The following is a 25,420-nucleotide window of genomic DNA, read 5'->3' as shown; positions in this document are numbered from 1 at the left end:
GTTTGCGACAAAACCAGAGAAACTAACGTGACAACACCTAGTACCACGCCACAGAGATTATGACTCTTTGACGGGGTAAGCTTTACGGAGCTTTTTGCGGGCATTTTCGGTTGTGAACATCCATTGGATCTTTGCGCCGTGGGCGTTGCGTTGCTGCTCCCAGGCTGCGACTTCGGCGATTATGGTGTCTTTGTTGTCGATACGACGGTCGAGGCATTGGCTACGCAGGACACCGATCTCGATCTCGACCATGTTGAGCCAACTGGCGTGCTTGGGCGTGTGGTGGAACTCCAGTCGCTTCAGCACCCTTCGAGCTTGCGGGGCGGGAAATGCGTCGTAAAGCGCCCCGGCGGAATGAGTGGAGAGGTTGTCCATCACCACGCGGATGATCGGCGCGTCGGGATAATCGACGTCGACCAGTTCGCGCATGCACTCGGCGAAGTCTTGGTTGGTTCGCCGATCGGTGACCTTCACCCTGCGCCAGGGCCGGTGGGCGTCCATGAAGACAAACAGATTGACCGTGCCGTTTCGGCGATACTCGCAATCGTAGCGTTCAAGCTGGCCAGGCTTGGCCGCAATGGGCTCGCGCACTTCGCCGATGAGTTGGGTCGGGCTCTCGTCGAAGCAGACCACGGGCCTTTGTGGATCAGGCGTTTCTGCGTAGAGGTCGAGAACATCCTCCATGCGCGCGACGTATTCCCCATCGATCTTTGGGATGCACCACATGTCTTTGCGCCAAGGCTTGAGATGGTTCTCAGCCAGCCGGCGACGCACGGTCTCCGAGGACAACTGGTCATGATCGGTGAGCCGGACCATCTCATCTGCCAGAAGCTCCAGGGTCCAGCGGGCTCGCCCGGGCGGCGGCTTTGAGCAGGCGGTCGCTACCAACAGCGCCTCCTCCTTGCTCGATAGCTTGCGCTCAACACCCGGGCGCGGTTCTTCGCTGAGCGCCCCTTCCAGATTGGCTTCCACAAACCGGCGTTTGGTCCGGTAAATCGTCGATCCGCTGACGTTCAAGGTTGCCGCGATCACCTCGTCGCTGAAGCCTTCGTTCGCTGCGACCAGGATCTGGGCGCGCTTGATCTTGCGCGACCTGTGGCACCCCCCGCTCAACAAAGCGGCCAGTTGGTCACGTTCCGATTGGCTAAGCTCTATGTGAAACTTTATATTCATCGACACCTCCTTCAGCGTGGAGACGCAGATGAATCCCAAAATGAGTCCCTCACTTGACCCGCAAGCCGCAACGGCAAGACGGGGCCTTACGCAGATCCAAGGCCAGTACCTGGCCTTCATCTACGCCTACAGCCGCATCTTCAAACAGCCTCCGGCCGAAGCCGACATGCGTCGCCACTTCGGCGTTACGGCTCCGTCTGTTCACCAGATGGTGCTGACCCTCGAGAAGGCGGGTTTTATATCTCGCGTGCCAGGCGCCGCACGCAGCATCCAACTTCTCATCCCACCAGAAGCCCTGCCAATTCTACGATAAGACAAACCGTCATAATCTCTGTGGCGTGGTACTAGCCGGGTAGTGTCGCCTTAACATTTTCGGCGGTATTTACCGGCGGAACCCCTCAATCCAAGTGTCGGTTAACGCTCCATCAGCAACTGGAACGTGTCAATGAGGATCGCCAGAAAAACGCCAGACCCAGTGATGATCACGCCATTCAGAAATAGCCGGCTTGCCTTGTCGTAGACGACTTTTTTCAGTGATGACGTTTGCAAAAGTAAAGCGAGGGAGCGCAGCTGAAAGACGATGCCTATAGTTATGACGACCAACGTCGGCAGGTCGGCCAGTCTCCACGGTATTGGATTGCTGGCCCACTGCGTAAGGAAGCCTAGGGAAAATGAAAGCACCACCCCCACGACGGTAATCGTGCCGTTGCGGAAAAGCGTTTCTATGAGGTGTTCGTCGTCATCGTTGAGATTCATTTCCGGCTCTCCATCCCGGTGACTATCCACGCTTTCGTGTGACAATCAACCGTATTTGGATATCTTATCGATGAAGACAGAGCCTAAGATGCCGTCTTCTTTCGAGAACTCGGTGAATTACCGGCGTTGTTGCGTGGATCACCCGGCGACTGATATTGAGCGGTGGTTTTCAGTCTCCTGATCGGGATTTTGACGATGCCGCACAAGTTCAATGGCATCGTAAACTTAACGGATGAAAGGCCAGCGAAAGACGCCATCCGCAGATATCTCTCATGCTCGGGCGATTTTCGCCCACAGGCTCATCGCCGCCGTGCGCAGTTCGCGATGGTGGCCGGAGGAGATGTCGTGGCGCGGGATTTGAAATAGGTTGGCGATCGGATCATGGATGGAGACGAAGCGTTGTAGATGTCGCTGTGACTTGAAGCGCTTCATGATCCGCTCTCGCCGCCGGACTGGTTGGTGAGAATTCTGGTTTTGTCGCAAACTTTTTAAAAGGCCGCAGAAGCGGCCATCGCTGGACACAGTTATGCAGCGAGTGCGGCGAATTGCTGAAATGCCGATTGGCCACTGGTTGAAAATTGGCGCTTGCGGATCATGTGAGCCACCTCGATACCATCCAGTGTTGCTGACGCAGACTGAAAGGATTTGAAGCCCTTCATGGGGCGGGTCAGCTTCTTGATAAACCGGTGGTCCTGCTCAATCACAGTTGATGTTTTGCAATCCTGCCAGGTTCGCGCCGCTCTTGTCGATGACGACCTTTTCGGGCAAGCCATTGGTCTTAATCGTGCGGGCGAAGAAAGCGCTGGCCGCGGCCTCATCGCGGTGCTCAGACAGCATGAAATCAAGGGTTTTGCCGAATTTGTCGACAGCCCGATAGAAATAGGTCCACTTGCCTTTGACCTGGATAGAGGTCTCGTCCATCCGCCAGGAGCTGCTGGTTGCGGATTTGCGCCGCTGGGCCTGGCAGGCAATCAGGGGCGAATATTTCACGACCCATCTGTTCAGCGTCGCGTGGTCAACGGTAACGCCGCGCTCGGCCATAATCTCTTCCAGATCACGATAGGAGACCGCATATCACACGTAGAAAAATACCGCGTATAAAATCACGTCTTTCGGGTAATGACTGCCTTTGAAATCGACCATGATCGGGAAACTCAATCTGCCTGCTCATCTTCAACCCGGATCTACGCCTACCATACTGGTTGCAAACCCGGTGAAAAGTTTTGCGACAGAACCCCGGAAACCCTGTCGCGTTCGCTCCCGTTTTCTCAACGGCAGGTGAGAATTCTCCGCCCGGTTGTTCAAGCCTTTATGCGAGCGGTGTTGACCTGGCGTTTGGCCGCCCCGTAGGAGCGCAATTTGTCGGTGATCATACGCTTTGGCGGCATGCCCTGCTTCTTCAGAAGTCGCGTCAGCAGGCGCTTGGCCGCCTCGGTGTTACGCCGCGTCTGGACGATCTCGTCGAGCACATATCCGTCCTGATCAACCGCTCTCCACAACCAGCATTTCTGACCGTTGATGCGCACCACGACTTCATCGAGGTGCCAGACATCGCCTTTCGTCGGCGCCTTGCGGCGTATGCGGCGCGCATAATCAAGGCCATGCTTTCGGCACCATCGGCGGATGGTCTCGTAGGAAACGACAATCCCGCGATCGAGCGGCATTTCCTCGACATCGCGCAGGCTCAGATTAAAGCGAAAGTAGAGCCAGACAGCACGGGCTACGATTTCGATCGGATAGCGGTGGTTCTTGTAGGTCGGTGCACTCACGGTCATGGGTGCGCTGCTACCTCAATTTCCCTTACCGCTCAATCAATGTGACAGTACCAGCGCGGCAGCTTATTGACTGTTGACTGTCATGAATAACGCTTCTATACGTCGCGACGGACGAAAAACGTCCTGCATATACAAATCCGTCAGGCGGCAATTATGGCACATTTTGAGAATCCGCGCATGGTCAAGGGGTCCGACCGCCTTGTCTCGGCAAACTCCGGCATCACAGGGGCAACGCCCCCTATGTCCAAAATAGCGTCGGGTCGGTAACTGAAAATCCCGCACCGCACCATCACATGTGGTTCAACACCCAATTCCGTTAAAGGAGCAGCCCATGGCTACCGTGAAAGTTGATATCAATAATTTCCAGTCGGAAGTTCTGGAGTCCGCAGAACCCGTCGTCGTCGATTTCTGGGCTGAATGGTGCGGCCCGTGCAAGATGATTGCTCCGAGCCTCGAGGAAATCGCCGTCGAGATGGAAGGCAAGGTCAAGGTGGCCAAGCTGAATATCGATGAGAACCCGGAACTCGCTGCACAGTTCGGCGTGCTCTCCATTCCGACGCTTGCGATCTTCAAGGGCGGCGAAGTTGCCGATATCTCGGTTGGCGTAAAGCCGAAGACGGCCCTTTCGAACTGGATTTCGAACGCTGCCTGATTGATATGGCTCAATTTGTATCACAATGAAAAAAGCCCGGTTCGACCGGGCTTTTTTCATTTTGCAGCCTTCATTTCGGGGGCGTACCGTTGTCGGCAAGGACATCGCCGACGAGGGTAACCGCCCGATTGGCACCGCCTGCCGCCTAGCGCCCTGATGGCCTAAGAGACGTGTTTAACGACGTCGTTAGCGACGTGTCTTAGGCGAGGATTGCGATGCGCGTTGAAATTCTTGGGCAGGAACGTCGACGGCGGTGGCGCGAAGAAGACAAGCTTGCGATTGTCATGTCGGTTGGGGTTGCTGGAGCCACGATCACAGAGGTTGCTCATCGTCACGATTTAACGCGGCAGCAGATATACGCCTGGCGTAGCGAGCTCAAGAAGAAGGGGCTTTTGTCGGCATCTGCGAATGCATTGTTCATTCCAGTCGATATGAATGCCGTGCAGACTGATGTCCCTGAACTCAGGGAGAGCTGCTGCGGGATGATCGAGCTACGATTGAGCTGCGGCCGCACACTTCGCTTCGAGAGTTCGGTGGCGCCCGGCACCCTGACGCAGATTATCCGGCAGTGGAAGCAGCATGATTGGGCCTGGGACCGGCGTTCGGGTGTAACGCCGCGCTCGGCCATAATCTCTTCCAGATCACGATAGGAGACCGCATATCTCACGTAGAAAAATACCGCGTATAAAATCACGTCTTTCGGGTAATGACTGCCTTTGAAATCGACCATGATCGGGAAACTCAATCTGCCTGCTCATCTCCAACCCGGATCTACGCCTACCATACTGGTTGCAAACCCGGTGAAAAGTTTTGCGACAGAACCAGGTAGATTCCACCGGACCCTCGTTCATTTTACATCCCCGGAACGAACATCGGGTTGCCGCTTTTGGTTTGGTTGGCTGGAACCTCCTCCTGAAGCACGTCCCAGTGTTCGATGATCTTTCCTTTTTCAACGCGGAACATATCGACCGCGATCATCGGTTTGGGACCAAAACCTGTGTACCGACCGCGCACCATGACAATGTTGCCGTCGGCGACAACGGCACCCATTTCATATTTGAAGCCCGGCGGAGTGTTGGATACAAATCCCTTGATGACGTCCCTGCCGTTGGGAAACATGGGATTGTGTTGGATATATTTCTGGCTCCAGTATTTGTCGACGACCGCCGGATCGTGATCGATGAAGAGGCCGACAACAGCCCTGATGACCAGTTCCCTGTTTTTTGCAGGACCCGCATGTGCAGCGCCTGCAAGGCTTATGATGGCGACAGCCGCAAATACGCCAGCGCGCATGAAGTTCTTCAAAGACATAGGTTCTCCAATTCAGTTGACTATCGAAATGCAGCTCTCCTCAGCTGTGTCGGATCGCCGGGATGAACCCCCACAAATCCTGAGACCTTAGTTAGAGAATTGGCCATCTCGTTGTAAGAAGGCAGTTTTTAATACGTTGGTTACACGTAAGGAACCATGCGTGTCGGACGTGCTCTAATACGGCATCTTGCTGAATTCGACTCACGGACTTCCCAAAACGCGATGAATCTGAATCTCTGGTGCAAATCGGAGGTGTGGGATGGGTTCAGCGATTTCGTCACGAGAGGATTTCGACGCAGAGCGTTTGCGGCGTCGGGCGCGCCAGACCAAGGATGCGGCGCGGCTGGGCAATGTCACGTTTCAGATCGTGCGGGGGTTGGGTCTTGCGGTTCAATGCGTATGGCCCTGACGGGCCGATCAACGGTAAGGCTCCTAGGCCCAAGTCACGGTTGGACGATACTCAGCGGGCGGCGCGGCGTCTTGCGCACCACCATTTCCACGCGCAATATTTAACTGAGGGAGAGTCACATGACCCGGATTGTAGATCTGTCGGTGCCAATCGCCAACGGCGTAGCTGCCGATCCGCCAGGCAATGAACCCAAAATTCAATATACTGACCACCAGCAAAGCCTTAACGGAATACTGGCCTTTTTTCCCGGCCTGACTGCCGATCAACTGCCCGATGGCCAGGGGTGGGCGGTCGAACGCGTCGATTTGTCCACACATAATGGCACTCATCTCGACGCACCGTGGCACTTTCACCCCACCCAGGATCACGGTAAACCCTCGATGCGGATAGATGAAATCCCGCTGGACTGGTGTTTTCAGCCCGGTGTCAAACTGGACTTCCGCCACCTTCCCGATGGGCATGTCGTCAGCGCGCAAGAGGTTGAAGCCGAACTGGCGCGCATCAACCATACGCTCAGTCCGATGGAAATCGTGGTGGTGAACACCGCAGCCGGTATGAAGTTCGGACAACCTGATTACGTCGCCAGCGGCTGCGGCATGGGATACGAGGCAACCATGTTTCTGCTGGACCACGGGGTCAGGGTGACCGGCACCGACGGCTGGTCCTGGGACGCGCCATTTCTCCATACAGCAAAGAAGTTTGCCGCAACCGGAGATGCCGCGCTGATCTGGGAAGGACACAAGGCAGGGCGCCACACCGGTTACTGCCATATCGAAAAGCTGCACAATCTCGAGGCTCTGCCTGCGACGGGCTTTCGCATTGCCTGTTTCCCGGTGAAGATCGAGCGAGCCTCCGCGGGCTGGTGCCGCGCGGTGGCGATTTTCGATTGATTGAATTGATAAAAGACGGAAGTTCAGCCGTGCGATGTGGATGCAGTGGCGTTTGATCGTCTTGACGAGAGCTTCCGACATGCCGTTCGACTGCGATAAGCATGGTTGCCCATGACACGGTGACGCATCTAAGCTTGTCAGACGTAAGCATGACCCGCGATGCGGTCTACGCCAGATCGGCAAGCGCGATCAAATAACGCTCGGAGATAGCCGGAGGCAACATTGGTTGCTCCTCGCCTTTGCCCCCTGCTCGCCGCAAATCTGAAACAGATGTCCCGAATTGTGCAAGCGCACGTCGCTAAGGTCACCGATCTTCGCCTGCTGTCCGCGACGGCTCGGGGATCTCCAGCGACAGAATTGCCGATCCAAGCGACTTCCCGTGTACATCAACGGCAAGTGACGAGACGACACCGCCCGCAAGCGCATCTGACAAGACGAAATTGAGCGCCCCCAGGCTGGCAATCTCGTAGCGGACAACACGACCGAAGACGACCGCGGAAATGCTTTGTCCTGACATCTCTGGTCCACCAATCTCCCGACTACCTCGGCAAAATTGATCATGCAGTCGACTTTGAAAGCAGCGGCTCACCGGATATCGAGCCGATCGGCGCCGGCGATCAAGGTATCATGACGGGATTTGCCTCAGACGAAACGCCGGAACTAATGCCGCTGCCTATTACGTTGGCACACGGGTTGACGCGGCGATTGGCAGAAGTGCGCAAGAATGGAACCCTGCCGTATTTGCGACCGGACGGCAAAAACCAGGTGACCGTCGAGTATGCCCATGGCCAGCCGTTGCGCGTCGATACGATCCTGGTGTTAGCTCACCACGATGAATCGATTGATGCGCTCCAGTTGGAACGTGACCTACGCATTCATGTGGTTGACGCAGTCGTTCCTCATGAGCTTCTCGATGAGTATACCAAGTTCTATTCAAATCCCACGGGGCGCTTCGTGCATGGCGGACCCGCAGCCGATTCCGGCTTGACGGGGCGCAAGCTTCAGGTCGACACCTATGGCGGCTTTGCGCGGCATGGAGGCGGAGCGTTCAGTGGTAAGGACGCGACAAAGGTGGACAGGTCTGGCGCTTACGCCGCACGTTGGGTGGCCAAAAACGTCGTCGCAGCCGGCCTTGCAAAAAGGTTCGAACTGCAAGTCTCGTACGCCGTGGCGATGGCGCGGCCGTTGTCCGTCTCATTCGAGACCTTTGGGACCCACGAGGTGGCTCCCGAGCGCATCCGGCAGGCTATTCTCGACGTTTTCGATCTTCGCCCGGGCGCGATAATAGAAAAGCTTGGTTTGCGGAAGATTAGGTACCGGCCCGTTGCGGCATATGGGCATTTCGGAAGGTCGGATCTCGACCTACCATGGGAGAGAACAAATCAGGTCTCCGCCTTGCGTGCCGCGGCAGGGTTAGCCTAACATCTCTGAGAGACGAATGAACTCAACTATCAAGGAAAGATTGCCAACACATGCGCTTGCGATTCTTGGCGTGACGCTGTTCTATCGCGTCGCCACGAGCATGGGGCCGTTGGCGATCCTTCTCACGCTCACCGAGAAGCTGTCGCTTTCGATTGCATCGCTTGCGCTCACCGGATGGACTTTGGCTGGCGCTCTCAGTCAACCCCTTTGGATTTCGGTTGCCAACAGGGCCGGTCTGCAGCGAACGCTGTTGGCGTTGGGCTCGGTGAGCTTTGCGAGCCATGCTGGGATCGGTGTCGTCGACGGCGCACTTGCTGCGGTGGTTTTGTCTACCGTTGCTGGTGCATCACTTCCACCCGTCACAGCACAGGCACGCGCGCTCTTGGCGCACATCCTTGGTAGCAGTCGTCTCCGAGCCGCCTTCGATGCAGAGGCTGCTTTGGCCAGTTCCGCATTTGTCATCGCTCCCTTGATCGTGGCTGTTTCCAGCCTGGCCGGGAAAGTGGGGCCGACAGTTGGCTGCGCAATCCTACTAGGCGCGGTTTCGCTCGCCTTTGGGTATGTGGGTCGCGGGATTGAGCGTGGATCGAAAGAGAATAGCGAACTTTCGAAACGCGAAGACGACGCAAGAATGGGCTGGCGAACTCTCGCATTAATCTTTTCGGGAACGACAGCTTACGGGATGCTTGCCTGCGTCGAGGTCGCGACTGTTGCGAGGGTCGATGACCGAACAGGAACGGCGTTGGTATTGTCCGCATGGGCGGCAACCTCGTTTGTTGGCGGGTTGTGCTTCAGCCGTCTTAAGAACGCTGATCGCCTTCGCTTCGCGCTCCTGCCTGTTCCAGTTGCAGCATGCGCTATCATGGCGACCTTCACGACCAGCAATCTGGGCTTATTTTCGCTCGTTCTTGTTCTGAGTGGTTTTGCAGTGGCGCCGACGACAGCGCTTCTGACTTCGGAAGTCGCCCGGGTTACCCCCGCTTTTCAGCAGGGGAAGGCATTCGGATGGCTGCAGGCCGGATCATGGCTCGGCTCGGCAGCTGCAACTGCGGTCGCAGGATCCATTGCAACGCGCTCGCTTTCTTTCGTCCTCCTTTTCGCTGCACTCCTGGCATCGCTCTCCGTTGTCGCGATCGTTTCCTGCCGTTGGCGGGGCTCCGGAGCAGGTGAGGCACAAGGTGCCGACGCGGCACGCAAACAGTGAGGATCAAGGCTGCAGTGACTGCAATCGAACAGAATACGTCGACGAACACAGGCGCCGTCGATGAACACCTTCGATGGTTGATCAGGTCAGACGATGGGCAGCTGATCAATCTGTGGTATCAGCGCCTCCGCGCTGGATCGACCGTCGAGCAACTGGTTGCGCAACGACTTCTCAGCAAGAATTTTCGTGGCTCTTCCCTTGATAGCCTTGTAGCGCAACGCGTCTTAGGCGTCGTATCTCATGCGGTTCGAGAAGACGTGCCATTGCGCCTGTTCATCCCGTTTGGTGGCTATAAAAGCCCGGCCTCCCGAGAGTATCCGGAGGCATCTTGGGCTGAGGTTTTTGCCATTGCCGGTATGTGCGAGCTCGTTTCGCCAATCTGCCGCATTCACGCGCCAGGGGTGGTCATCGAGTTCTCATCGGATGAAGCCGTTGTCCCCTTATTCATGGGTGCCGATGAAGTCGTGCTCAATCGATACAGAAGCAGGTTTGACCATATCTTGAGTGTCGTCGCTGCCGGGCAACATCGGAATCTAAAGCTGAAGCAGAGCCTCCTACGGGATGACTACGACATTGACGGTCTCTCGCGGAGGATTCGAGAGCTTGGCAAGGCGTTGGAAAGCAGGTGGTTCTCGAATCTGTTCTCGGATGAAAAAGCACGCCTCCTGGGGCCGCCGAGCGCAACTGTTTTGGCGCGCTCCCGATGGATTTGGAAGATCGAATGCGCGTCCTGACGAGATCGGTGTGTCAGCACCAGGCGTATTTGGAAATTGACAACGTTGAACGTGGCACTATCCTTTTCGCTCCGACAACGATACCTATCGCCCTTCGAAGGGGTCTCGATGGCTGGTTGCATCTCGGCAGTAATCGTCGAAGCGCCGTCCAGTTTTGGATAGGAGCAGGCGTTTTGGATCGTAGGCAAACGGGAATGCGCGCGCACATCCTTCCACCAAAGCGCTATCTTTCACTTGCACCCAAATCGATCGGCGTAAGCCGCTCGATCATCAATCTTGACGGCATGGAGCAAATTCCCGTAATGGACGCGGCGATTGCAGCCGAGGACTGACTCGGGGAGCTCGGCCTGACGGTCGCGGTCAAGATCCGGCATCGTAAACTTAACGGATGAAAGGCCAGCGAAAGACGCCATCCGCAGATATCTCTCATGCTCGGGCAATTTTCGCCCACAGGCTCATCGGCGCCGTGCGCAGTTCGCGATGGTGGCCGGAGGAGATGTCGTGGCGCGGGATTTGAAATAGGTTGGGATCGGATCATGGATGGAGACGAAGCGTTGTAGATGTCGCTGTGACTTGAAGCGCTTCATGATCCGCTCTCGCCGCCGGACTGGTTGGTGAGAATTCTCCGCCCGATTATTCAACCCTTTGTGGGAGCGATCCTCTACACTTGGCATGATCTCTCGCTTTGCTGCGCCGTAGGACTGAAGCTTGTCGGTGATCATCGCACGCGGCGACGGTCCCTGACCCTTCAAGAGCTTGCGCATCAGGCGCTTGGCGGCCTTTGCATTTCGGCGGCTTTGTACGAGAACCTCCAAGACGAAACCGTCCTGATCAACTGCGCGCCACAGCCAATGCTTCTTGCCGCGGATTGAAACAACGGCTTCATCGAGATGCCACTTGTCCCCAAGCCGACCGGATGATCGACGACGGATCTCGTTGGCAAAGGTGCGGCCGAATTTCTCCGCCCACAGCCGGACGGTCTGGTGCGCGACAATGATCCCACGGGCAGCCAGCAAGTCCTCGACCATTCGCAGGCTCAGAGGGAAACGGAAATAGAGCCACACGGCGTGGGCAATAACTTCAGCGGGAAAGCGATGTCGACGATAGAGTGGATCACGGTCTGTCATCAACCTTCATCGCACATCGAATTCCACATTCCGTTAAGTTGACGATGCCCTTCTTGCAGCCAAAGAGCTCGCTTTCGAGCAGGTCATCCGGAAGGGCGCCGCAATTCTCCACAACAAAGGATTTGTCGGCTCGGGCCGATTCCTGATGGATGACGCGCGCCAGCAATTCCTTGCCGGTCCCCGAGGCACCGGTAATGAGGACCGAGACATCGTAGCGCGCGGCGCGGCGGGCGAGTGTGATGGGGCCGACCAGCGGGCTGTCGCCGCGGTGAACGATGCGTCGAAGCCGAAGGACTGGCTCTGGCTGCGGCGGCGATCGCTGATGACCTTCTTGAGCGCCTCGCTCGCCGGCTTCACCTCGATGCGCATATCGGTGACTTCGTGCTGCAGACGCCAGAGATTGGCGCTTTCGCGAACGCAGTCGATCAGTTTGTCGGGGCTCCACGGCTTGGTGATATATTGGTAGATGCCGGCATTGTTGACGCCCTCGATAATGTCGCTGGAATCGGTGTAGCCGGAAATGATGATGCGGATCGTGTCAGGCCAGAGTTCGCGCACGCGCTTCAAGAATTCGACGCCGGATTCGCCGAGCATGCGCTGGTCGCACAAGATCACCTGCACCATCTCGCCTTCCAGCACTTCCTCGGCTTCCTTGGCGTTGCGCGCGCCGATGACCTCGAATTCGTCGGACAGAACCCGCTGAATCGCCTCGATCGAGCGCACCTCGTCATCGACGACGAGAACGGTAGCGTGCGGGTTCGTCATCGCATGGTCCTCCCGCGGTCCGCCTCGTTGCCGGTTGCACGGTGGATCGCGAGCGTGAGGGGCGTGCGCGACTTGGGCGTCTTGCGGATAAAGTTGTAGCGCGCCACGTGATAGCTCGGATCGAAGCCGTAGAAATTGCGCTGCATGCGCCGCAATTCCTCCTCGCGATAGGCGGCAAGCGGTTTCTCGGCCTCGTCGCGGCCGCGCCGTGCCTGCTTGGCGGCAATGCGTCCGGCAAGTTCGGGAGACACCGCGAGTTCCGCGACGGCGCGGTGCAATACCTGCTCGGCAGCGTCGATATTGCCCGGCAGGCGCCGAGTCGCGAGCCCAAACTCAAGGGCCTCGTCGATCCCCATCGGCAGCCTCGCCTGCATTACGCGGCGGGCGCGATCCTCGCCGACGCGGGCGGGCAGGAGATAGGTCCAGTATTCCGAACCGTAAAGATTGCCCATGTCCTTGTAATGCGGATTAAGAATGACGCCCTCGCGCATCCACACCTCGTCGGCAGCGAGCGAAAGGAAGACGCCGCCGGCGCCGGCGTTGCCGAGCACGGCGGCGATCACCAGCCGATCTTCGGTCACGATGATCTCGCGCACCAGCTCGTTCATCGCGTTAATGTTGCGCCAAGATTCGTCGGCGGCGCTGTCGGCGCTCTCGATGATGCCGAGATGGATGCCGTTCGACCAGCAATCCGCGTCGCCCCGCAGCACAAGAACCGGAAGCGCGCGCGCCTTCGCCGTCACGATCGCTTCCCGCAAAATATCACAATCCTCCGACGACATCGCACCGTTGTGGAAGCGGAACTCGAGGACGCCGACACCATTCTCCTCGCGGTAGCGGCAGGGTTGCGGCCGCGCCACGATCGGCAGAACGTCCGCGTCTACCCCAAGAAGCCGCAGCGCCGGCAGTTTCAGGCTCCGCGCTTCCGGCCGGCGAAGATGGGCGACCCAAAGCGCGCCTTCGCGGAAGGCCATGGCCACCGCCTGCCGTGACCGTCCGACCAGAGTGCCGGGCGGCCCCGCGAGCCCCTCCGCTGGCTCGGCGTCGAACACCAGGAATGTCTGGCCGACGATCGTCAGCAACGCGCCGGGATCTCCGTCCGAGGCCCGGATTATCCGGAGCGCTTCCTCGGCGGAATGAAGCGCGGGATCGAGCATGCGGTCGGACTTCCGGCAAGCGGACCGCTCGCGCCCGCGGCCCCAATTGGCCGGCATGACCGGACCTTCCCCGCGCTCGATGCGACCGAGCGCCTCGAAGACGCAGGCCGTGGCCGCCTCCGTTACCTCGCGGCGATAGAGGCTCGATTTCCGCGCGGGGCGCATCGGGAACTCCCGCCACGCCCAGACGGGGCCGGCATCCATTTCTTCCCGGGCCTCGATGAGCGTCACGCCCCAGCGCGCCTCGCTTTCGAGGATCGCCCAGTCAAGCGCACTCGGTCCCTTGTCGCCCCGGATGCCTGGATGAACGATCAGACAGAGCGTCCGGCGCCAGACGTCGGCCGGGATCGGCCGCTTGAGGAAGGGGGCAATTATGAGATGCGGCGAGAAGAGTGCGACGGCCTCGCGGGTGAGGTCGTCATGGATGTCAAGTTCGACCGACACTTCGTGTCCTGCCCGCCTCAGATCGACATGCAAGCGCTGGGAGAGCGAGTTGAAGCTGTGGCAGAGAAGCAGGATGCGCATCGTCCGCCCTCAACAGATCCGGGGCAGTTGTTCGCCCGAAAGCCAATCGACGATCCGGCCGCCGCCGAACGAGGTCAGCATCTGCACGAAGTAATTGTCATCGGCCACGACATGGCCGATCAACGCCGCCTCGGCTCCCAGCGGATGGGTGTGGATCGCCGCGAGCACCGCGTCCGCGCCCTCCGGCGCGACAACCGCCACCAGTTTGCCCTCGTTGGCGACATTGAGCGGATCGAGGCCGAGGAACTCGCAGGCGGCCGCCACCTCGGGCTTCATGGGAATGGCTTCCTCGTCGATCCGGAAGCCGACCCGCGACTGGCTGGCGATCTCGTTCAGCGTCGCTGCGATGCCGCCGCGCGTCGGGTCGCGCATCAGCCGAATATGCGCGCCGCCGGCTGCGACCATGTCCGCCACCAGCCCGTGCAGCGCCGCGCTGTCGGAGACAATGTCCGTGTCGAATTCGAGGTTCTCGCGCTTCGACATGACGGCGACGCCGTGGTCGCCGATCGAGCCGGATATGATCACCGCATCGCCGGGCCGGGCGGCGTCCGAGCGGAGGTCGAGCCCATCCGGAACCATGCCGATGCCGGCCGTCGAGATGAAGACGCCGTCGGCCTTGCCGCGCTCGACCACCTTTGTGTCGCCGGTGATGATCGGCACCCCCGCCTCGCGGGAGGCCGAGCCCATGCTGTCGGCGATGCGTTCGAGATCGACGAGCGGGAAGCCTTCCTCGATGATGAAGCTCGCCGAAAGATAAAGCGGCACGGCGCCCGCCATGGCGATATCGTTGATCGTGCCGTGGACGGCAAGCGTGCCGATATTGCCGCCAGGGAAAAACGGCGGAGAGACGACATAGCCGTCCGTCGTCATCACCATGCGGCCGCCCGGCACCGAAAAGGCCGACTGGTCATTGCCGGCCCGCAGCCAGTCATTGTCGAAGGCCTTGTGGAAGATGCCCTCGATCAGTTGGCCCATGGCGCGCCCGCCCGCGCCATGCGAGAGATCGATGCGGCCGTTCGCGACATCAAACTTGCGTTTGTAGGCCTTGATCATCATGTTCATGCGACCGCTCTCCGCGCATCAACCTGCCGCACCTTTTCGCGGAAGCGGCCATAGGCCCAGTGCGCCGCGCAGGCGCCTTCCGACGAAACCATGCAGGAACCCATGGGTGTGTCCGGCGTGCAGACCGTACCGAACAGCTTGCAGTCGGCCGGCTTCTTGACGCCGCGCAGGATCGCGCCGCATTCGCAGGCCGGATTGTCCTTCGCGGCGGGCGTGACCATCGAGAAGCGTTTTTCGGCATCATAGGCCGCATATTGTGGCCTAAGCCGCAGCGCGCCATAGGGCACTTCGCCGAGCCCCCGCCATTCGAAGCTTTCCCGGAGTTCGAAGAAATTTGCGACCTCCGCCTGGGCCTTCTCGTTGCCGAGGGCGGTGACCGCGCGGATATACTGGTTTTCCACCTCATGGCGGCCATCGCTGACCTGCCGCACCAGCATCAGGATCGCCTGGATAACGTCGAGCGGTTCGAAACCCGCCACCACCACCGGCTTGCGGAACTCCTCGGCGAAGAACTCATAAGGCTCGGTGCCGATCACCGTCGAGACATGGGCGGGACCGATAAATCCATCGATCTTGATCGTGCCGAGCTTTCGGACATCCGGGCTTTCGAGGATGTTCTGGATCGCCGCGGGCGTCAGAACGTGATTGCAGAAGATCGAGAAATTGCCGAGCCCCCTGGCGATTGCCGCCTTGAGCGCGAGCGCGGTCGTCGGTGTCGTCGTCTCGAAGCCGATCGCGAAGAATACGACCTCGCGGTCGGGTTCGGCTTCGCCAATCTGCAACGCATCGAGCGTCGAATAGACCATGCGGATGTCCGCACCGGCCGCCTTGGCCTTCAACAAGCTCGAACCGTTGGAGCCCGGTACTCGCATCAGGTCGCCATAGGTGCAGAGCGTGATTTCCGGCCGCATGGCAAGCGCGATCGCAGCATCAATGCGGCCGATCGGCAGGACACAGACGGGACATCCCGGCCCGTGGATCATCCGCACATTGGCGGGCAGCAGGTCCTCAAGGCCGTAGCGGGAGATGGCATGCGTGTGGCCACCGCAGAATTCCATGAAGTGATAGGAGCGCGCGGGGTCGGCGAGCGCGGTGATTTGCCGGGCAACGTCCTTGGCGAGGCTGCCGTCGCGATATTCGTCGATATATTTCATGCCGCATCTCCCATCGCAGCTTCGCGGATCAAAGCCAGCGTCCTCTCCGCCTCCTCTGGATCGATCTTCGCCAGGGCATAACCGACATGGAGGACGACATAATCGCCCACCTTCACATCATCGACGAGCGCCGTCGAAACGATTTTCGAGACGCCGTCGAGCGTGACCTTCGCCATGTCGTCGGGCAGCAATTCCTTAACCTGGACAGGTATGGCTAGGCACATGTCCGGTTCTCCTCCATTGATGCATGTTCGTTCATGATGACCTGCCGCGCATAGGCGGCCTGGCCGAGCGCGATACCGCCGTCATTGGCGGGCGCGAGACGCGGCAGGCTGGGCTCGAGGCCACGCTCCCTCAGAGCCCGCGCGAGGCCCGCCGCAAGGACGCGGTTCATCATGCATCCGCCGCCGAGCGCGACCTGCCGGGTGCCGCGCGCGGCCGCGCCCCTGGCCGCCCAATCCGCGAGACCCGCGATCAGCGTGCCGTGAAAGACGTCGGCGGCATCGGCGCCGCAAGGACGACCTTGTTCAGCGAGGTGCAGGATGAGCGGCCGGAAATCGAGCGTACCATCCCCAATCGAATATCCGCCGGCAAGGCAGCGCGGTGCCCGAACCAGCGCCTCGAACTCCATCGCGGCCTGCCCCTCGTAGTCTTGCACGAGGCGAACACCCGCTATCGCCGCGGCTGCGTCGAACAGCCTGCCGAGGCTGCTGGTGACCGGAGTGCGCATGCTGCGCGAAAACATCGCCGTCAATTGCGTTACGCCTGAATGACCCGGCCAGAGCTGTGGCGCGAGATCGATGCGGCCGGCCGCCTGAAGCGCCGCGACACCCATGCGCCAAGGCTCCCGCGCCGCGCGATCGCCACTCGGCAGCGGAAGGGGCATGAGTGATCCCGCCCGCTGCCAGCGATGGTGGTCAATCACGACTATTTCGCCGCCCCAACTCGTGCCGTCGGTGCCGAAGCCGTGACCGTCGAGCGCAAGTCCTAGAACCGGCCCGGAAAGGCGATGCTCCGCCACCACGGCAGCGACATGGGCAAGATGATGCTGGACCGGCACAATCGGCAGGTTCAAGCCTTCCGCCGTTCGCACCGAACGGAAATCCGGATGCAGGTCGCAGGCGGCGAATTCCGGCTTCACGTCGAGGATCGAACAGAGGTGGGCGATTACCTCGCGCTGGAAGCGGATCGCTTCGGCATTGTCGAGGCCGCCGATATGCTGCGACAGAAACGCCTCCCGGCCACGTGTAACGCAGATAGTGTTCTTGAGGTCCGCGCCGGTGGCGATCACGGAGGGGCCGTCCGCGCCAAGATCGACCGGCTCCGGCACGAAGCCGCGGGCGCGGCGAATGAAGGCCGGGGCGCCATCGATCACCTGCATGACGGAGTCGTCAGCGCGGACGACGATGTCGCGGTCATGGGTAACGACCAGGTCGGCGATCGCGACAAGGCGCCGCCCGGCGTCGTCATTATCGGCTACCAGCGGCTCGCCGCCGGGATTGGCGCTGGTCGCGACCAGCGCGGCGTGACGGTGCGGCGAAGAGCGGGAGAGCTCGTCGAGCAGCAGGTGATGCACCGGGGCATAAGCGAGCATGAGTCCTACCCGCGTGAGCCCGGGCGCGATCAGGCCAGAGAGTTCGCCAGCACGGGCCGCGACGAGAACGATCGGGCGTGCTGGCGAGATCAGCAACGCCTCTTCGGCTTCGTTCGGCCGTGCAAGCTGCCGCGCCGCCTCGATGTCGCGAACCATGACGGCGAATGGCTTCTGGTCGCGCGCCTTGCGCAGCCGCAACAGGCCGATCGCCCCATCGTTGCGGGCGTCGCAAAGCAAGTGGAAACCGCCGACGCCCTTGAGCGCAACGATCGCGCCGCCTTCGAGCCGCGCGGAGATTTCCTTGATCGGATGACTGAGCCTCGGCCCGCAATTAGGACAGGCGACAGGCTCGGCATGGAAACGCCGGTTCTCCGGATCGACATAGTCCGCGGCGCAAGTCCGGCACATCGGAAACGACGCCATCGAGGTGTGAGCCCGGTCATAAGGCAGGGCGCGGGTGATGGTGAAGCGCGGGCCGCAATGGGTGCAGTTGACGAAGGGATAGCCGAAGAAGCGGCTCGCCGGATCCGTCAACTCCCGACGGCATTCGTCACAGGTTGCGGCGTCGGCGCCGATCCTGGTCGCACTCCGACCGCCCAGGCTTTCGAGTATCTCGAACCGCTCGCCGCCAGCAGGGACCAGTTCGAGGACATCGATCGAATCGATGCGGGCGAGCGGCGGCGCCTGCGTCCTGACCGCTTCGGGGAAGTGGTTCGCGTCCCTACCCTCGATCTCGATCAGCACGCCCGCGCTGTCGTTCAGCACGAAGCCGGAGAGCCGCATTGCCCGAGCGAGCCGATAGGCAAAAGGCCGGAAACCGACGCCCTGCACGACGCCGCGCACCCGGAGCCTAAGCCGCCGGACCGGGCTTTCGATCTGTCGTGCAAGCGACGGCGTCATACTTCAAGCCACCTTCGAACGAATTGCCCGGCGCGCCGCGGACGCTTCGAGCCAGGCATAGAACGCCTCCATGCCCTCTCCGGTGCGAGCCGACACGGTTAATGTCTGCAGGCGCGGATTGACGCGCAGCGCGTTGGCGATGCAGAACCCGGTATTGAAATCGAGATGAGGCAGCAGGTCGGCCTTGTTGAGGATCATCAGGTCGGCGGCGGCGAACATGTCGGGATATTTGAGCGGCTTGTCCTCGCCTTCAGTGACCGACAGCACAACCACCTTGTGCGCCTCGCCGAGATCAAAGGCGGCGGGACAGACGAGATTGCCGACATTCTCGATAAAGAGCGCCGAGCCGGGCTCGGGCGCGAGATCCTCGACCGCGTGGCCGACCATATGGGCGTCGAGATGGCAGCCCTTGCCGGTATTGATCTGGATCGCCCGCGCGCCGGTCTCACGGATACGCGCCGCGTCGTTCGAGGTCTGCTGGTCGCCCTCGATGACGGAGATCGAGAGGCGGTCCTTGAGGTCTTTGATCGTCCGAACCAGCAGGCTGGTCTTGCCTGAGCCGGGACTGGAGACAAAATTCAGCGCGAAGACGCCCTGGCGCTCGAAATGTCTCCTGTTCTCGGCCGCATAGGCATCATTCTTGGAGAGGATGTCCTTCTCCACCTGGATGATCCGCTCCTGGCTCATGCCCGGCGCATGCACGCCGGCGATGCCCTTGCCATAATGGACGCTGCCGTCCTCGGCGTGGTGGTGGTCATCATGATCATCACCGTGGTGACCATCGTGATGATGATGGCCGTGGCCATCATCTCCAACCTCATGCGTGTGGCCCTCAATGGCCGACGTTCCGCAACCGCATACCGTGCACATCAGATCACCTCCATGTCTCTGATCTTCAATTCGTCGCCTGCCGTCATCTGGACGCGATGCCGTCCGCAGTCCGGGCAGGCGCCGAACCGCTCCTCCAAAGCTACCGTCTTGCCGCAATCGAGGCACCAACCCTCGCCAGCGATGCGATTGATCTCGAGTGTCGCGCTGTCGGCGACCGTACCATGCCGCACCGCCTCATAGCAGAAGATCAGCGCGTCGGGATTGACATGGCTCAATACGCCGACATCTAGCCGGACCGACTTGACCCGCGTCGCGCCGTTCTGCCGCGCCGTCTCACAGACGATTTCGATCACGCTCTCCATCAACGACATTTCATGCATCGGCAGCCTCGCGAACGTTGATTTCGAAGGCCACGCAGGGGTCGAACAGGACCGCGAGCCGGGATATCGATCGGACCGCGGCCTCGTCGGCCCCGACCGGTGACGACAACAGCGTCTCGACGAAAGGGCCAGCCGGATGAAAATTCCACTCGGTCGGAGCAAGAATGCGATAGGCTGCGAGCCTGCCGTCACCGCCGATTTCGATCTGATGATAGAGCCTGCCGCGCGCGCATTCCACCGCGCCATAGCCGCCCGCGCCCGGCGTCGGGCCGCTGCAAGCGAGTGAAGCGCAGTCGAAGTCGCCGGTTCTCGCGAGAGCGGTGAGCTGCGTGAGCGAGATGCGGACATCGCCGATCCGGGCCTGCAGGCGCCGCGCCAGATGGGGCGCCTCCGGGAGGCCGGCGGACGCGGACCGGGCATAGGCTCCTGTCTCCGCGACGCGGCCGGAAAGATGCGGCAGGCTGGCATAGCCGGCTTCGTCGCGGAGCCGCGCCACGACCTCCGCGTCGTCACTGATAGTCAGCGGGTCGGGCCGTCGACCGGCGAAGACGTGGTCGTCCTCGACATCGCGCAAAATCGCCGCGCAGGCCGTCTCCGGCAACGGCGTGTCGCCCCGGCCCGGAATCCCGAGCGCCGTGGCCGCCGCTGAAAGCCGCTCGGCCGCGGCCGCCAATCGCGGTCGGCTGGTTCTCCCAGCCTTGGCATGCGAGATGATCGCCAGCGAGGCGGCCAGCGCCTCCCGGAGATGTCTGCCGGCATCCGCTGCAAAGCGCTCTGGCAGCGGCGTCGGCCACTGAAGGATGAGCGCGCGCAAGGTTTCGAAAATCCGCTCGGCGAGCAAGCCGGCACTGGCGCCGAGACTCTCCTCGTCGTTCATCGCCAGATCCGCCGCGGCGAGGACGGCGAGCCGCGCCGCCACCGATTGCGCAAAGCCGCAAAGCGAAAAGACCTGGCCGGCGAGAACGGGCGCCTCCTCGGGCTCGCGGCCGACGAACATGCGCGTCAGCCCCCGCGGGCGGTTCGCCTTCACCGCAACGGAACAGGCGAGCGCGCGCGACACCGTCACGTCGATCCCTATCGTGCCGGCCCCGAAAAGGAATGTCATTCCGATGCCTCCTCGCGCCCGCGGAAATGTCCGCGCAGCAGGTCGCGCCGATTGACGGCCGCGGGTGGAGCCGGCGGCGGTTCGAGCGTGGCGGGATCGAAGAAGGCGCGGACGGCTTCCTCCGCGGTTTCCAGCGCGGCTTCCATGGTCGCGAACTCGAAGACCGGCGAAAACAGCGAGCAGGAATCGATCCGGCCGATCGCATCGAGTTGGCCAGCGATGAATTCGACCTCGCCCGCCGGCAGGTTGACGCGCAGGGTTGTGCCCGTGGCGGCTGGGCCGGAGGGCACGCCATCTGGCAGGTCGGCGGCCACGAGGTTCATGAACCAGGGCGTGGTGACGATGCCGAGGGCGCGTCCGCCATAGGTCCGGAAGCCGGTCGCGGCGACGCCAAGCGCGGGGTTGCAGATCGGCACGTCAGCCATCGCGGTCGCATAAATCTCCCGGTAGCGCATCTCGAGCTGCAGCCCGAGCGCCAAAGCCGGATCGATGGCCGCGACATCGTGCGACTCAGCGTCCATCGCCGAGCCTCATGAACTTCGACTGCAGGGCATCGCAATTTGGGCATCGCCAGTCCTCGGTCAGATAGGAGAACGGGGTGCCTGGCGGGATCTGCCAGACCGGGTCGCCTTCGGCGGGATCGTAGACATGCCAGCAGATCCCGCATTCCATCCGGTCGTCGGACACTGTCTCGCGCTTGCCGAAATTCTCGAAGGCGCTCATTTGAAATAGGCCTCCCAGATGTCCCGCAGTCGCGCCTCGGAGTCGCGGAAATCCTCCTCGGCGGCGATGGCGACCGAAGGAATGTTGCAGATCTCCAGCGTGTCGAGGATGATCGTGTCCATGGCGTTGTAGAACTGAACCGACCAGGCATTGCGCGCGCCGGTCGCCACGACGCGGCAGGTGCCGTAGCCGCGCGAGGTAAGCTGCACCGGTCCCGCCCCCAACGCATCCTGCAGGAACGCCATGTCCTCCGGGCTCATCGGGAAAAGCGAGAAGGTGATGACATGGGCCGGATCGCCGTCGCGGTACCGGGCGATGCGGTCGCCGATCTCGGTCAGCACGGGCATGACGTTCATGGCGCCCGCCGGCGCCGGTCCGTGGCTAATCGATGCGGGCAGCCCCGAACACGCCTGCCGGACGGCGGCGGGAATGCTCGCCACCTCGATATAGTCGGCAATGAGCCGACCATCGACGTCGGTGAAGCGGATGCGCCAGACGCCGGCCATCACGGCCTCCTGCATCTGGGCCGTGACGCCGTTCGCCAACGCAGCGACGCCGGCCACCTCACCTTCACCAAGGGTCTGGGTTATCAGTTCCCTGTCGTCGTCGGGGAAATCGGTGATGTCGAACAGCCGGCCCGGCTGCTCGGCCTTCTGAACCGCGAGCGCATCGGCGAGCTCCGGCAGGAGCATCGCCGTCCGCCGGCATCGACGGATCATTTCCTCGGCGCTGCTCGTGGCGAGAAAATTGAGCTTGCGGGCGCGAAGTGGCGGTTCGGCGCCGATCGGCATCACCGTCATGGCGGCGCCTTCGCCCTCGGGGGCAACCCAAAAACCAGCCTTCATCGCGCGATCTCCTTGCCGGCATGGGTGATCTCTACCTTCGGCCCGCCCGAGGACACCATGACCGGCGCGTCGGGCGACAGCCATGCACTGATCTTCTCGACATATTCCGACCAGTCGCGGATCTTGCCGAGCACGCCGACCGGCTGGTCCCGCCGCGTCACGACGAGGCTCGGCATGACGACGACGTTGAAGCGCGCCTTAAGCTTGTCCTCCGTCGCACGGCGAACCACCGCGCCCCGCAGGCGGCCACGGAAGACCTGCATGAGTTCTGGAAGAACCACGGCGACATCATCGGCCTCGGGCCGTTGCGCCGGATCGCCGGTGAAGAACAGGACGGCATTGTCGGGCTCGCCCGCAGCCGGGGCGAGGAAGGCATCGATATTCGTCTCATCGACGACAGGTAGGTGCGCCCGCTCGCTCAGGGCGCGGACCAGGGCAGATGGCATTGTCTCCTCCACAAATCACGATGCAAAACATTGCGAATGATGATCTGCAAACGGCGTGCCAGACTGAGGAAAGTAGGATTCCATTGATCTGGAAGGGAAATTTTCGCTAGAGGAAAATATCGCCAACATCTGGGTGGAAAGTCAGCTTCCATTTTGGAAGTTCTCTTTTCACTCGCCGCGCAAATGCGGCGGCAATTCCGGCTCGCGGGAAATGAGATCGGCGAAGAGCATATCGAAGGCTCTTCCCTCCACCGCTTCGGCAAGTCCGGCGAGCGCGTCGTCGATTGCGCGGGCCTCGTCGGCATGGAGCACGCGGATGGCCGAGCCGAGATGGGTGAGAAGATGGGTTCCGGGCGGCTGCGGGCCGACCAGCATCAGGGAAATCGAGGCGATCGCGCCATGGCGCTCGCATTGCGCGATGAACTCGCTGCCGACGACGACCCGCATGGGAATGCCGATGCACATGACGCTCTATCTCCGTCCGAATCTAGTGAAATCGGGAGCCGCGACGGAGCAGGGGTGCCCACGCGGCTCACGGAAGGCCTCAGCCTTGGGAGTGATTCAGCCGACCAGCAGTGCCGCGCCGGCCAGGGCGACGGCCCCGCCGGCCACCCGCGCGACCACCTGTCCGGCTTTGCCGAACCTCAGCGAAGCCAGCCCGATGCCGAGGACGTGCAGGATGACCGTCGCAGCCAGGATGCCCGCCAAGTAGCCCGTCGCGTTTGACATTGTCGGCAACTCGATGCCATGGACGTGGCCGTGGAAGAGCGCGCATATGCCGACGACGATCGCGGCCACCGGGGTGGGAATCTTCACCTCGAAGGCCACCAGCAAGCCGAGCATCGCCACGGTCAGCGCGATTGCAGTTTCGACCATCGGCAGCGCGATACCCTCGATACCCAGGACGCCGCCACCGGCCATGACGATGACGAAGGCGGAGGGCACGATCCAGACGGCCTTGCCGCCCAGCGTCGAGGCCCAGAAGCCGACCGCGACCATCGCCAGGATATGATCGAGGCCGCTGAACGGATGGTTGAGACCCGCAAGCGTGCCATCGGCGTGCAGCCCGACATGGGCGTGGGCGATGCTCGGTAGCGCCAGCGCGGAGAGCGTCGTCGTAATCTTACGATACTTCATGGTTGTCCTCCTCAGCAGTTCAACGCGGCCGGTTCGGCACGGCGCTCGTAACGTTCGAAATCGATATCGTGTTCGAGGAGCGGCGGAACCGCCGCGCCTTCCGGGCGCGCCGTGACGGCGACACCCCAGCTTCTCAATACTCGGACCGCCGTTTCGATGGCCGCGGGTATGACTCCCCTGACCGGCGCCGTCAGCGGGCCACCCCAATCCTCGAGATCGAGTGGCTGGCAGCCAATCAGGGTCAACCGCTCCGGATAGTGCCCCATGAAGTCGGCGGCACTCAGCACCTCCTGGAAGCCGGTCTGGTGCAGGCTCATCTTCTTGGCGCCGGTGAATTTCGGCACTTCGTCGTCTTCCACCACCTTCATCGTGCCCGGCTCGAGGCCGTAGTCGATCGCATCGAAGACGATCAGCCGGTCGTGCTCGTTGACGAACTGCACGAGATAGAGCCCCTGCGTGCCGCCATCGAGAATGGTGACATTGTCGGACAGTTCATAGGCTTTGTGGAACGCCTCGACCGCGCGCACGCCAAAACCCTCGTCGGCCCAGAGGATATTGCCGATGCCAAGCACGAGAATACGAGGCGCCGGCGGAGGTGCCAGGGGATACGGGATGGTCATCTAATCCTCCCTGTCCTTGAAGAGCCGTTCACCCGAGATCATCGACGAGATGATGCTCTGCCGGCTCATGATGTCCTCGCGCACCGCCACATAGATGTGGACCATCACGAAGACGAGGATCACCCACATGCCGAGATGGTGGTAAGTGTGGATGTCCTGGCTGTTCGGCCAGATCGAGAACACCCAGCCGAAGAGCGAATATTCCCAACTGTCGCGGCCGGCACCTTCGCTATAGAGTGCAAAGCCGGTGATCGCCATGAACAAGAGCGGCAAAGTGAACATCAGGAACATGGTGAACTGGGGGAGCGGATTGTGGCCGACATATTTCTTCGGCTGCCGCACCAGAGATGTATACCAGCCCACCTCATGCAGCCATTCCTTCCAGAAACGGCCGCTCCAGAACGGCACGTAGAAGATCTGCCGGGCATGGACGTTGCCGACGAAGGCCCAGTAGACCCTGAGGATCAGGAACACGGCGAGGAGCTGCCCCGCCGCGAAGTGGATGAAGCGGATATAGCCCATCAGGAAGTTGGCGCTCGCCTCGCCGGGCACGGAAGGAAGCGGCGAGCCGATGAAGTAGCCGGTCAGCGCGAGCGTAAGAATCGAGAAGGCGTTGATCCAGTGCCAGATGCGCACCGGAGCCTCGTAGACATAGACGCTCTGGCGCTCGATGGCCTTTTCGCCATGGGCGTCGGCGGCGAGTGTTTCGTGGATAGTCATGAC

At 61.1% G+C, this 25,420-nt stretch carries 28 protein-coding genes and 7 pseudogenes; 8 read left to right on the top strand and 27 right to left on the bottom strand.

The annotated features are described in order from the left end of the window. Positions 1-57: 57 nt before the first annotated feature. A complete protein-coding gene (locus tag BA011_RS36065) occupies positions 58-1,173 on the bottom strand; it encodes an IS630 family transposase (RefSeq protein WP_065282351.1) in 1,116 nt (371 codons plus the stop codon). Between the two features lie 28 nt (positions 1,174-1,201). On the opposite strand from BA011_RS36065, the gene BA011_RS36060 reads away from it, so the two are divergent. Continuing rightward, positions 1,202-1,486 (top strand): LexA family protein, encoded by a 285-nt coding sequence (locus BA011_RS36060; protein WP_420493416.1) that lies wholly within the window; start codon positions 1,202-1,204, stop codon positions 1,484-1,486. A gap of 101 nt (positions 1,487-1,587) precedes the next feature. Here the strand turns inward: BA011_RS36060 and BA011_RS36055 are convergent, their stop codons facing one another. The 4 genes and pseudogenes from BA011_RS36055 to BA011_RS36040 all read right to left on the bottom strand — a co-directional run. Further along, on the bottom strand, positions 1,588-1,929 hold the full coding sequence (locus BA011_RS36055; RefSeq protein WP_018496486.1) for a hypothetical protein: 342 nt from the start codon (positions 1,927-1,929) through the stop codon (positions 1,588-1,590). Between the two features lie 270 nt (positions 1,930-2,199). Beyond that, positions 2,200-2,400: pseudogene (locus BA011_RS36050) on the bottom strand (IS6 family transposase); the annotation flags it as partial. A 53-nt stretch (positions 2,401-2,453) separates the two neighbouring features. Continuing rightward, positions 2,454-2,970 (bottom strand): annotated as a pseudogene (locus BA011_RS36045) (IS6 family transposase). Positions 2,971-3,165: 195 nt separating this feature from the next. Then, positions 3,166-3,704: pseudogene (locus tag BA011_RS36040) on the bottom strand (IS6 family transposase); the annotation flags it as partial. 331 nt (positions 3,705-4,035) lie between these two features. On the opposite strand from BA011_RS36040, the gene trxA reads away from it, so the two are divergent. Continuing rightward, entirely contained in the window at positions 4,036-4,356 is a 321-nt protein-coding gene (gene trxA / locus BA011_RS36035; RefSeq protein ID WP_064246335.1) for a thioredoxin, read from the top strand. A gap of 215 nt (positions 4,357-4,571) precedes the next feature. After that, a complete protein-coding gene (gene tnpA, locus BA011_RS36030; RefSeq protein WP_072642669.1) occupies positions 4,572-5,006 on the top strand; it encodes an IS66-like element accessory protein TnpA in 435 nt (144 codons plus the stop codon). On the opposite strand, the pseudogene BA011_RS43370 reads toward tnpA, so the two are convergent. The 3 genes and pseudogenes from BA011_RS43370 to BA011_RS44670 all read right to left on the bottom strand — a co-directional run. After that, positions 4,964-5,086, bottom strand: a pseudogene (locus tag BA011_RS43370) (IS6 family transposase); the annotation flags it as partial. The gene tnpA and the pseudogene BA011_RS43370 sit on opposite strands and share 43 nt — an antisense overlap. 122 nt (positions 5,087-5,208) lie before the next feature. Beyond that, entirely contained in the window at positions 5,209-5,667 is a 459-nt protein-coding gene (locus BA011_RS36025; RefSeq protein ID WP_081374316.1) for a nuclear transport factor 2 family protein, read from the bottom strand. A gap of 277 nt (positions 5,668-5,944) precedes the next feature. Continuing rightward, positions 5,945-6,088 carry a hypothetical protein gene (locus tag BA011_RS44670; protein WP_155773541.1) on the bottom strand — a complete coding sequence of 48 codons (144 nt, stop codon included), beginning with the start codon at positions 6,086-6,088 and terminating at the stop codon, positions 5,945-5,947. A gap of 107 nt (positions 6,089-6,195) precedes the next feature. Here BA011_RS44670 and BA011_RS36020 point away from each other — a divergent pair, with 107 nt between their 5' ends. Continuing rightward, a complete protein-coding gene (locus BA011_RS36020; protein ID WP_027667909.1) occupies positions 6,196-6,966 on the top strand; it encodes a cyclase family protein in 771 nt (256 codons plus the stop codon). Between the two features lie 304 nt (positions 6,967-7,270). Here the strand turns inward: BA011_RS36020 and BA011_RS36015 are convergent, their stop codons facing one another. Then, positions 7,271-7,483 carry a hypothetical protein gene (locus BA011_RS36015; protein ID WP_065284352.1) on the bottom strand — a complete coding sequence of 71 codons (213 nt, stop codon included), beginning with the start codon at positions 7,481-7,483 and terminating at the stop codon, positions 7,271-7,273. On the opposite strand from BA011_RS36015, the pseudogene metK reads away from it, so the two are divergent. From metK to BA011_RS35995, 4 genes and pseudogenes are all read left to right on the top strand, one after another. Continuing rightward, positions 7,468-8,388 (top strand): annotated as a pseudogene (metK, locus tag BA011_RS36010) (methionine adenosyltransferase); the annotation flags it as partial. The gene BA011_RS36015 and the pseudogene metK overlap by 16 nt on opposite strands. Before the next feature lie 16 nt (positions 8,389-8,404). After that, positions 8,405-9,592: an MFS transporter gene (locus BA011_RS36005; RefSeq protein ID WP_065284350.1), complete on the top strand. Its 1,188-nt coding sequence runs from the start codon at positions 8,405-8,407 to the stop codon at positions 9,590-9,592. Positions 9,593-9,606: 14 nt separating this feature from the next. Continuing rightward, positions 9,607-10,326 carry a hypothetical protein gene (locus BA011_RS36000; RefSeq protein ID WP_151343746.1) on the top strand — a complete coding sequence of 240 codons (720 nt, stop codon included), beginning with the start codon at positions 9,607-9,609 and terminating at the stop codon, positions 10,324-10,326. Continuing rightward, positions 10,314-10,658, top strand: coding sequence for a hypothetical protein (locus BA011_RS35995; protein WP_065284348.1), 345 nt, complete (start codon positions 10,314-10,316; stop codon positions 10,656-10,658). The genes BA011_RS36000 and BA011_RS35995 overlap by 13 nt, the downstream gene beginning before the upstream one ends. A 94-nt stretch (positions 10,659-10,752) precedes the next feature. Here the strand turns inward: BA011_RS35995 and BA011_RS35990 are convergent. From BA011_RS35990 to cybH, 18 genes and pseudogenes are all read right to left on the bottom strand, one after another. Next, positions 10,753-11,456: pseudogene (locus BA011_RS35990) on the bottom strand (IS6 family transposase). Positions 11,457-11,499: 43 nt separating this feature from the next. Then, positions 11,500-12,218: pseudogene (locus tag BA011_RS45710) on the bottom strand (sigma 54-interacting transcriptional regulator); the annotation flags it as partial. Then, entirely contained in the window at positions 12,215-13,900 is a 1,686-nt protein-coding gene (locus BA011_RS35980; protein WP_065284346.1) for a hydrogenase maturation protein, read from the bottom strand. The gene BA011_RS35980 and the pseudogene BA011_RS45710, both read right to left, overlap by 4 nt. 9 nt (positions 13,901-13,909) lie before the next feature. After that, complete coding sequence (gene hypE, locus BA011_RS35975; protein WP_065284345.1) at positions 13,910-14,962, bottom strand: hydrogenase expression/formation protein HypE; 1,053 nt, start codon at positions 14,960-14,962, stop codon at positions 13,910-13,912. Continuing rightward, positions 14,959-16,116 (bottom strand): hydrogenase formation protein HypD, encoded by a 1,158-nt coding sequence (hypD, locus tag BA011_RS35970; protein WP_065284344.1) that lies wholly within the window; start codon positions 16,114-16,116, stop codon positions 14,959-14,961. The genes hypE and hypD overlap by 4 nt, the downstream gene beginning before the upstream one ends. Next, positions 16,113-16,340: a HypC/HybG/HupF family hydrogenase formation chaperone gene (locus BA011_RS35965; RefSeq protein WP_064249291.1), complete on the bottom strand. Its 228-nt coding sequence runs from the start codon at positions 16,338-16,340 to the stop codon at positions 16,113-16,115. The genes hypD and BA011_RS35965 overlap by 4 nt, the downstream gene beginning before the upstream one ends. Beyond that, positions 16,331-18,610, bottom strand: coding sequence for a carbamoyltransferase HypF (gene hypF / locus BA011_RS35960; RefSeq protein WP_064249290.1), 2,280 nt, complete (start codon positions 18,608-18,610; stop codon positions 16,331-16,333). The genes BA011_RS35965 and hypF overlap by 10 nt, the downstream gene beginning before the upstream one ends. A gap of 3 nt (positions 18,611-18,613) precedes the next feature. Then, the gene (gene hypB, locus BA011_RS35955) at positions 18,614-19,480 is read right to left on the bottom strand and encodes a hydrogenase nickel incorporation protein HypB (RefSeq protein WP_064249289.1); all 867 of its coding nucleotides are present in this window, start codon (positions 19,478-19,480) and stop codon (positions 18,614-18,616) included. After that, entirely contained in the window at positions 19,480-19,821 is a 342-nt protein-coding gene (gene hypA, locus BA011_RS35950; RefSeq protein ID WP_026242366.1) for a hydrogenase maturation nickel metallochaperone HypA, read from the bottom strand. Before hypA ends, hypB begins: the two co-directional genes overlap by 1 nt. Then, positions 19,814-20,926: a nickel-dependent hydrogenase large subunit gene (locus tag BA011_RS35945; protein ID WP_065284343.1), complete on the bottom strand. Its 1,113-nt coding sequence runs from the start codon at positions 20,924-20,926 to the stop codon at positions 19,814-19,816. Before BA011_RS35945 ends, hypA begins: the two co-directional genes overlap by 8 nt. Then, positions 20,923-21,447, bottom strand: coding sequence for a [NiFe]-hydrogenase assembly chaperone HybE (gene hybE / locus BA011_RS35940; protein WP_027667915.1), 525 nt, complete (start codon positions 21,445-21,447; stop codon positions 20,923-20,925). The genes BA011_RS35945 and hybE overlap by 4 nt, the downstream gene beginning before the upstream one ends. Then, on the bottom strand, positions 21,437-21,649 hold the full coding sequence (locus tag BA011_RS35935; RefSeq protein WP_064249287.1) for a rubredoxin: 213 nt from the start codon (positions 21,647-21,649) through the stop codon (positions 21,437-21,439). The genes hybE and BA011_RS35935 overlap by 11 nt, the downstream gene beginning before the upstream one ends. Continuing rightward, positions 21,646-22,494: a hydrogenase expression/formation protein gene (locus tag BA011_RS35930; protein ID WP_064249286.1), complete on the bottom strand. Its 849-nt coding sequence runs from the start codon at positions 22,492-22,494 to the stop codon at positions 21,646-21,648. The genes BA011_RS35935 and BA011_RS35930 overlap by 4 nt, the downstream gene beginning before the upstream one ends. Continuing rightward, positions 22,491-22,940 (bottom strand): hydrogenase accessory protein, encoded by a 450-nt coding sequence (locus BA011_RS35925; RefSeq protein ID WP_027691141.1) that lies wholly within the window; start codon positions 22,938-22,940, stop codon positions 22,491-22,493. Before BA011_RS35925 ends, BA011_RS35930 begins: the two co-directional genes overlap by 4 nt. 168 nt (positions 22,941-23,108) lie before the next feature. Then, positions 23,109-23,405, bottom strand: coding sequence for a HypC/HybG/HupF family hydrogenase formation chaperone (locus BA011_RS35920; protein WP_065284342.1), 297 nt, complete (start codon positions 23,403-23,405; stop codon positions 23,109-23,111). A 96-nt stretch (positions 23,406-23,501) separates the two neighbouring features. Continuing rightward, entirely contained in the window at positions 23,502-24,077 is a 576-nt protein-coding gene (gene hupE, locus BA011_RS35915) for a nickel permease HupE (protein ID WP_065284341.1), read from the bottom strand. A gap of 11 nt (positions 24,078-24,088) precedes the next feature. Beyond that, positions 24,089-24,697 carry a HyaD/HybD family hydrogenase maturation endopeptidase gene (locus tag BA011_RS35910; RefSeq protein ID WP_050595928.1) on the bottom strand — a complete coding sequence of 203 codons (609 nt, stop codon included), beginning with the start codon at positions 24,695-24,697 and terminating at the stop codon, positions 24,089-24,091. Further along, positions 24,698-25,417, bottom strand: coding sequence for a Ni/Fe-hydrogenase, b-type cytochrome subunit (gene cybH / locus BA011_RS35905; RefSeq protein WP_065284340.1), 720 nt, complete (start codon positions 25,415-25,417; stop codon positions 24,698-24,700). It abuts the gene before it with no gap. Positions 25,418-25,420: the final 3 nt, after the last annotated feature.

This window comes from Rhizobium leguminosarum, assembly GCF_001679785.1.
Classification (GTDB): Bacteria; Pseudomonadota; Alphaproteobacteria; order Rhizobiales; family Rhizobiaceae; genus Rhizobium; species Rhizobium leguminosarum_R.
The sequence above is the reverse complement of the archived record's forward strand: the minus strand, read 5'-3'. Positions and strand labels throughout refer to the sequence as shown.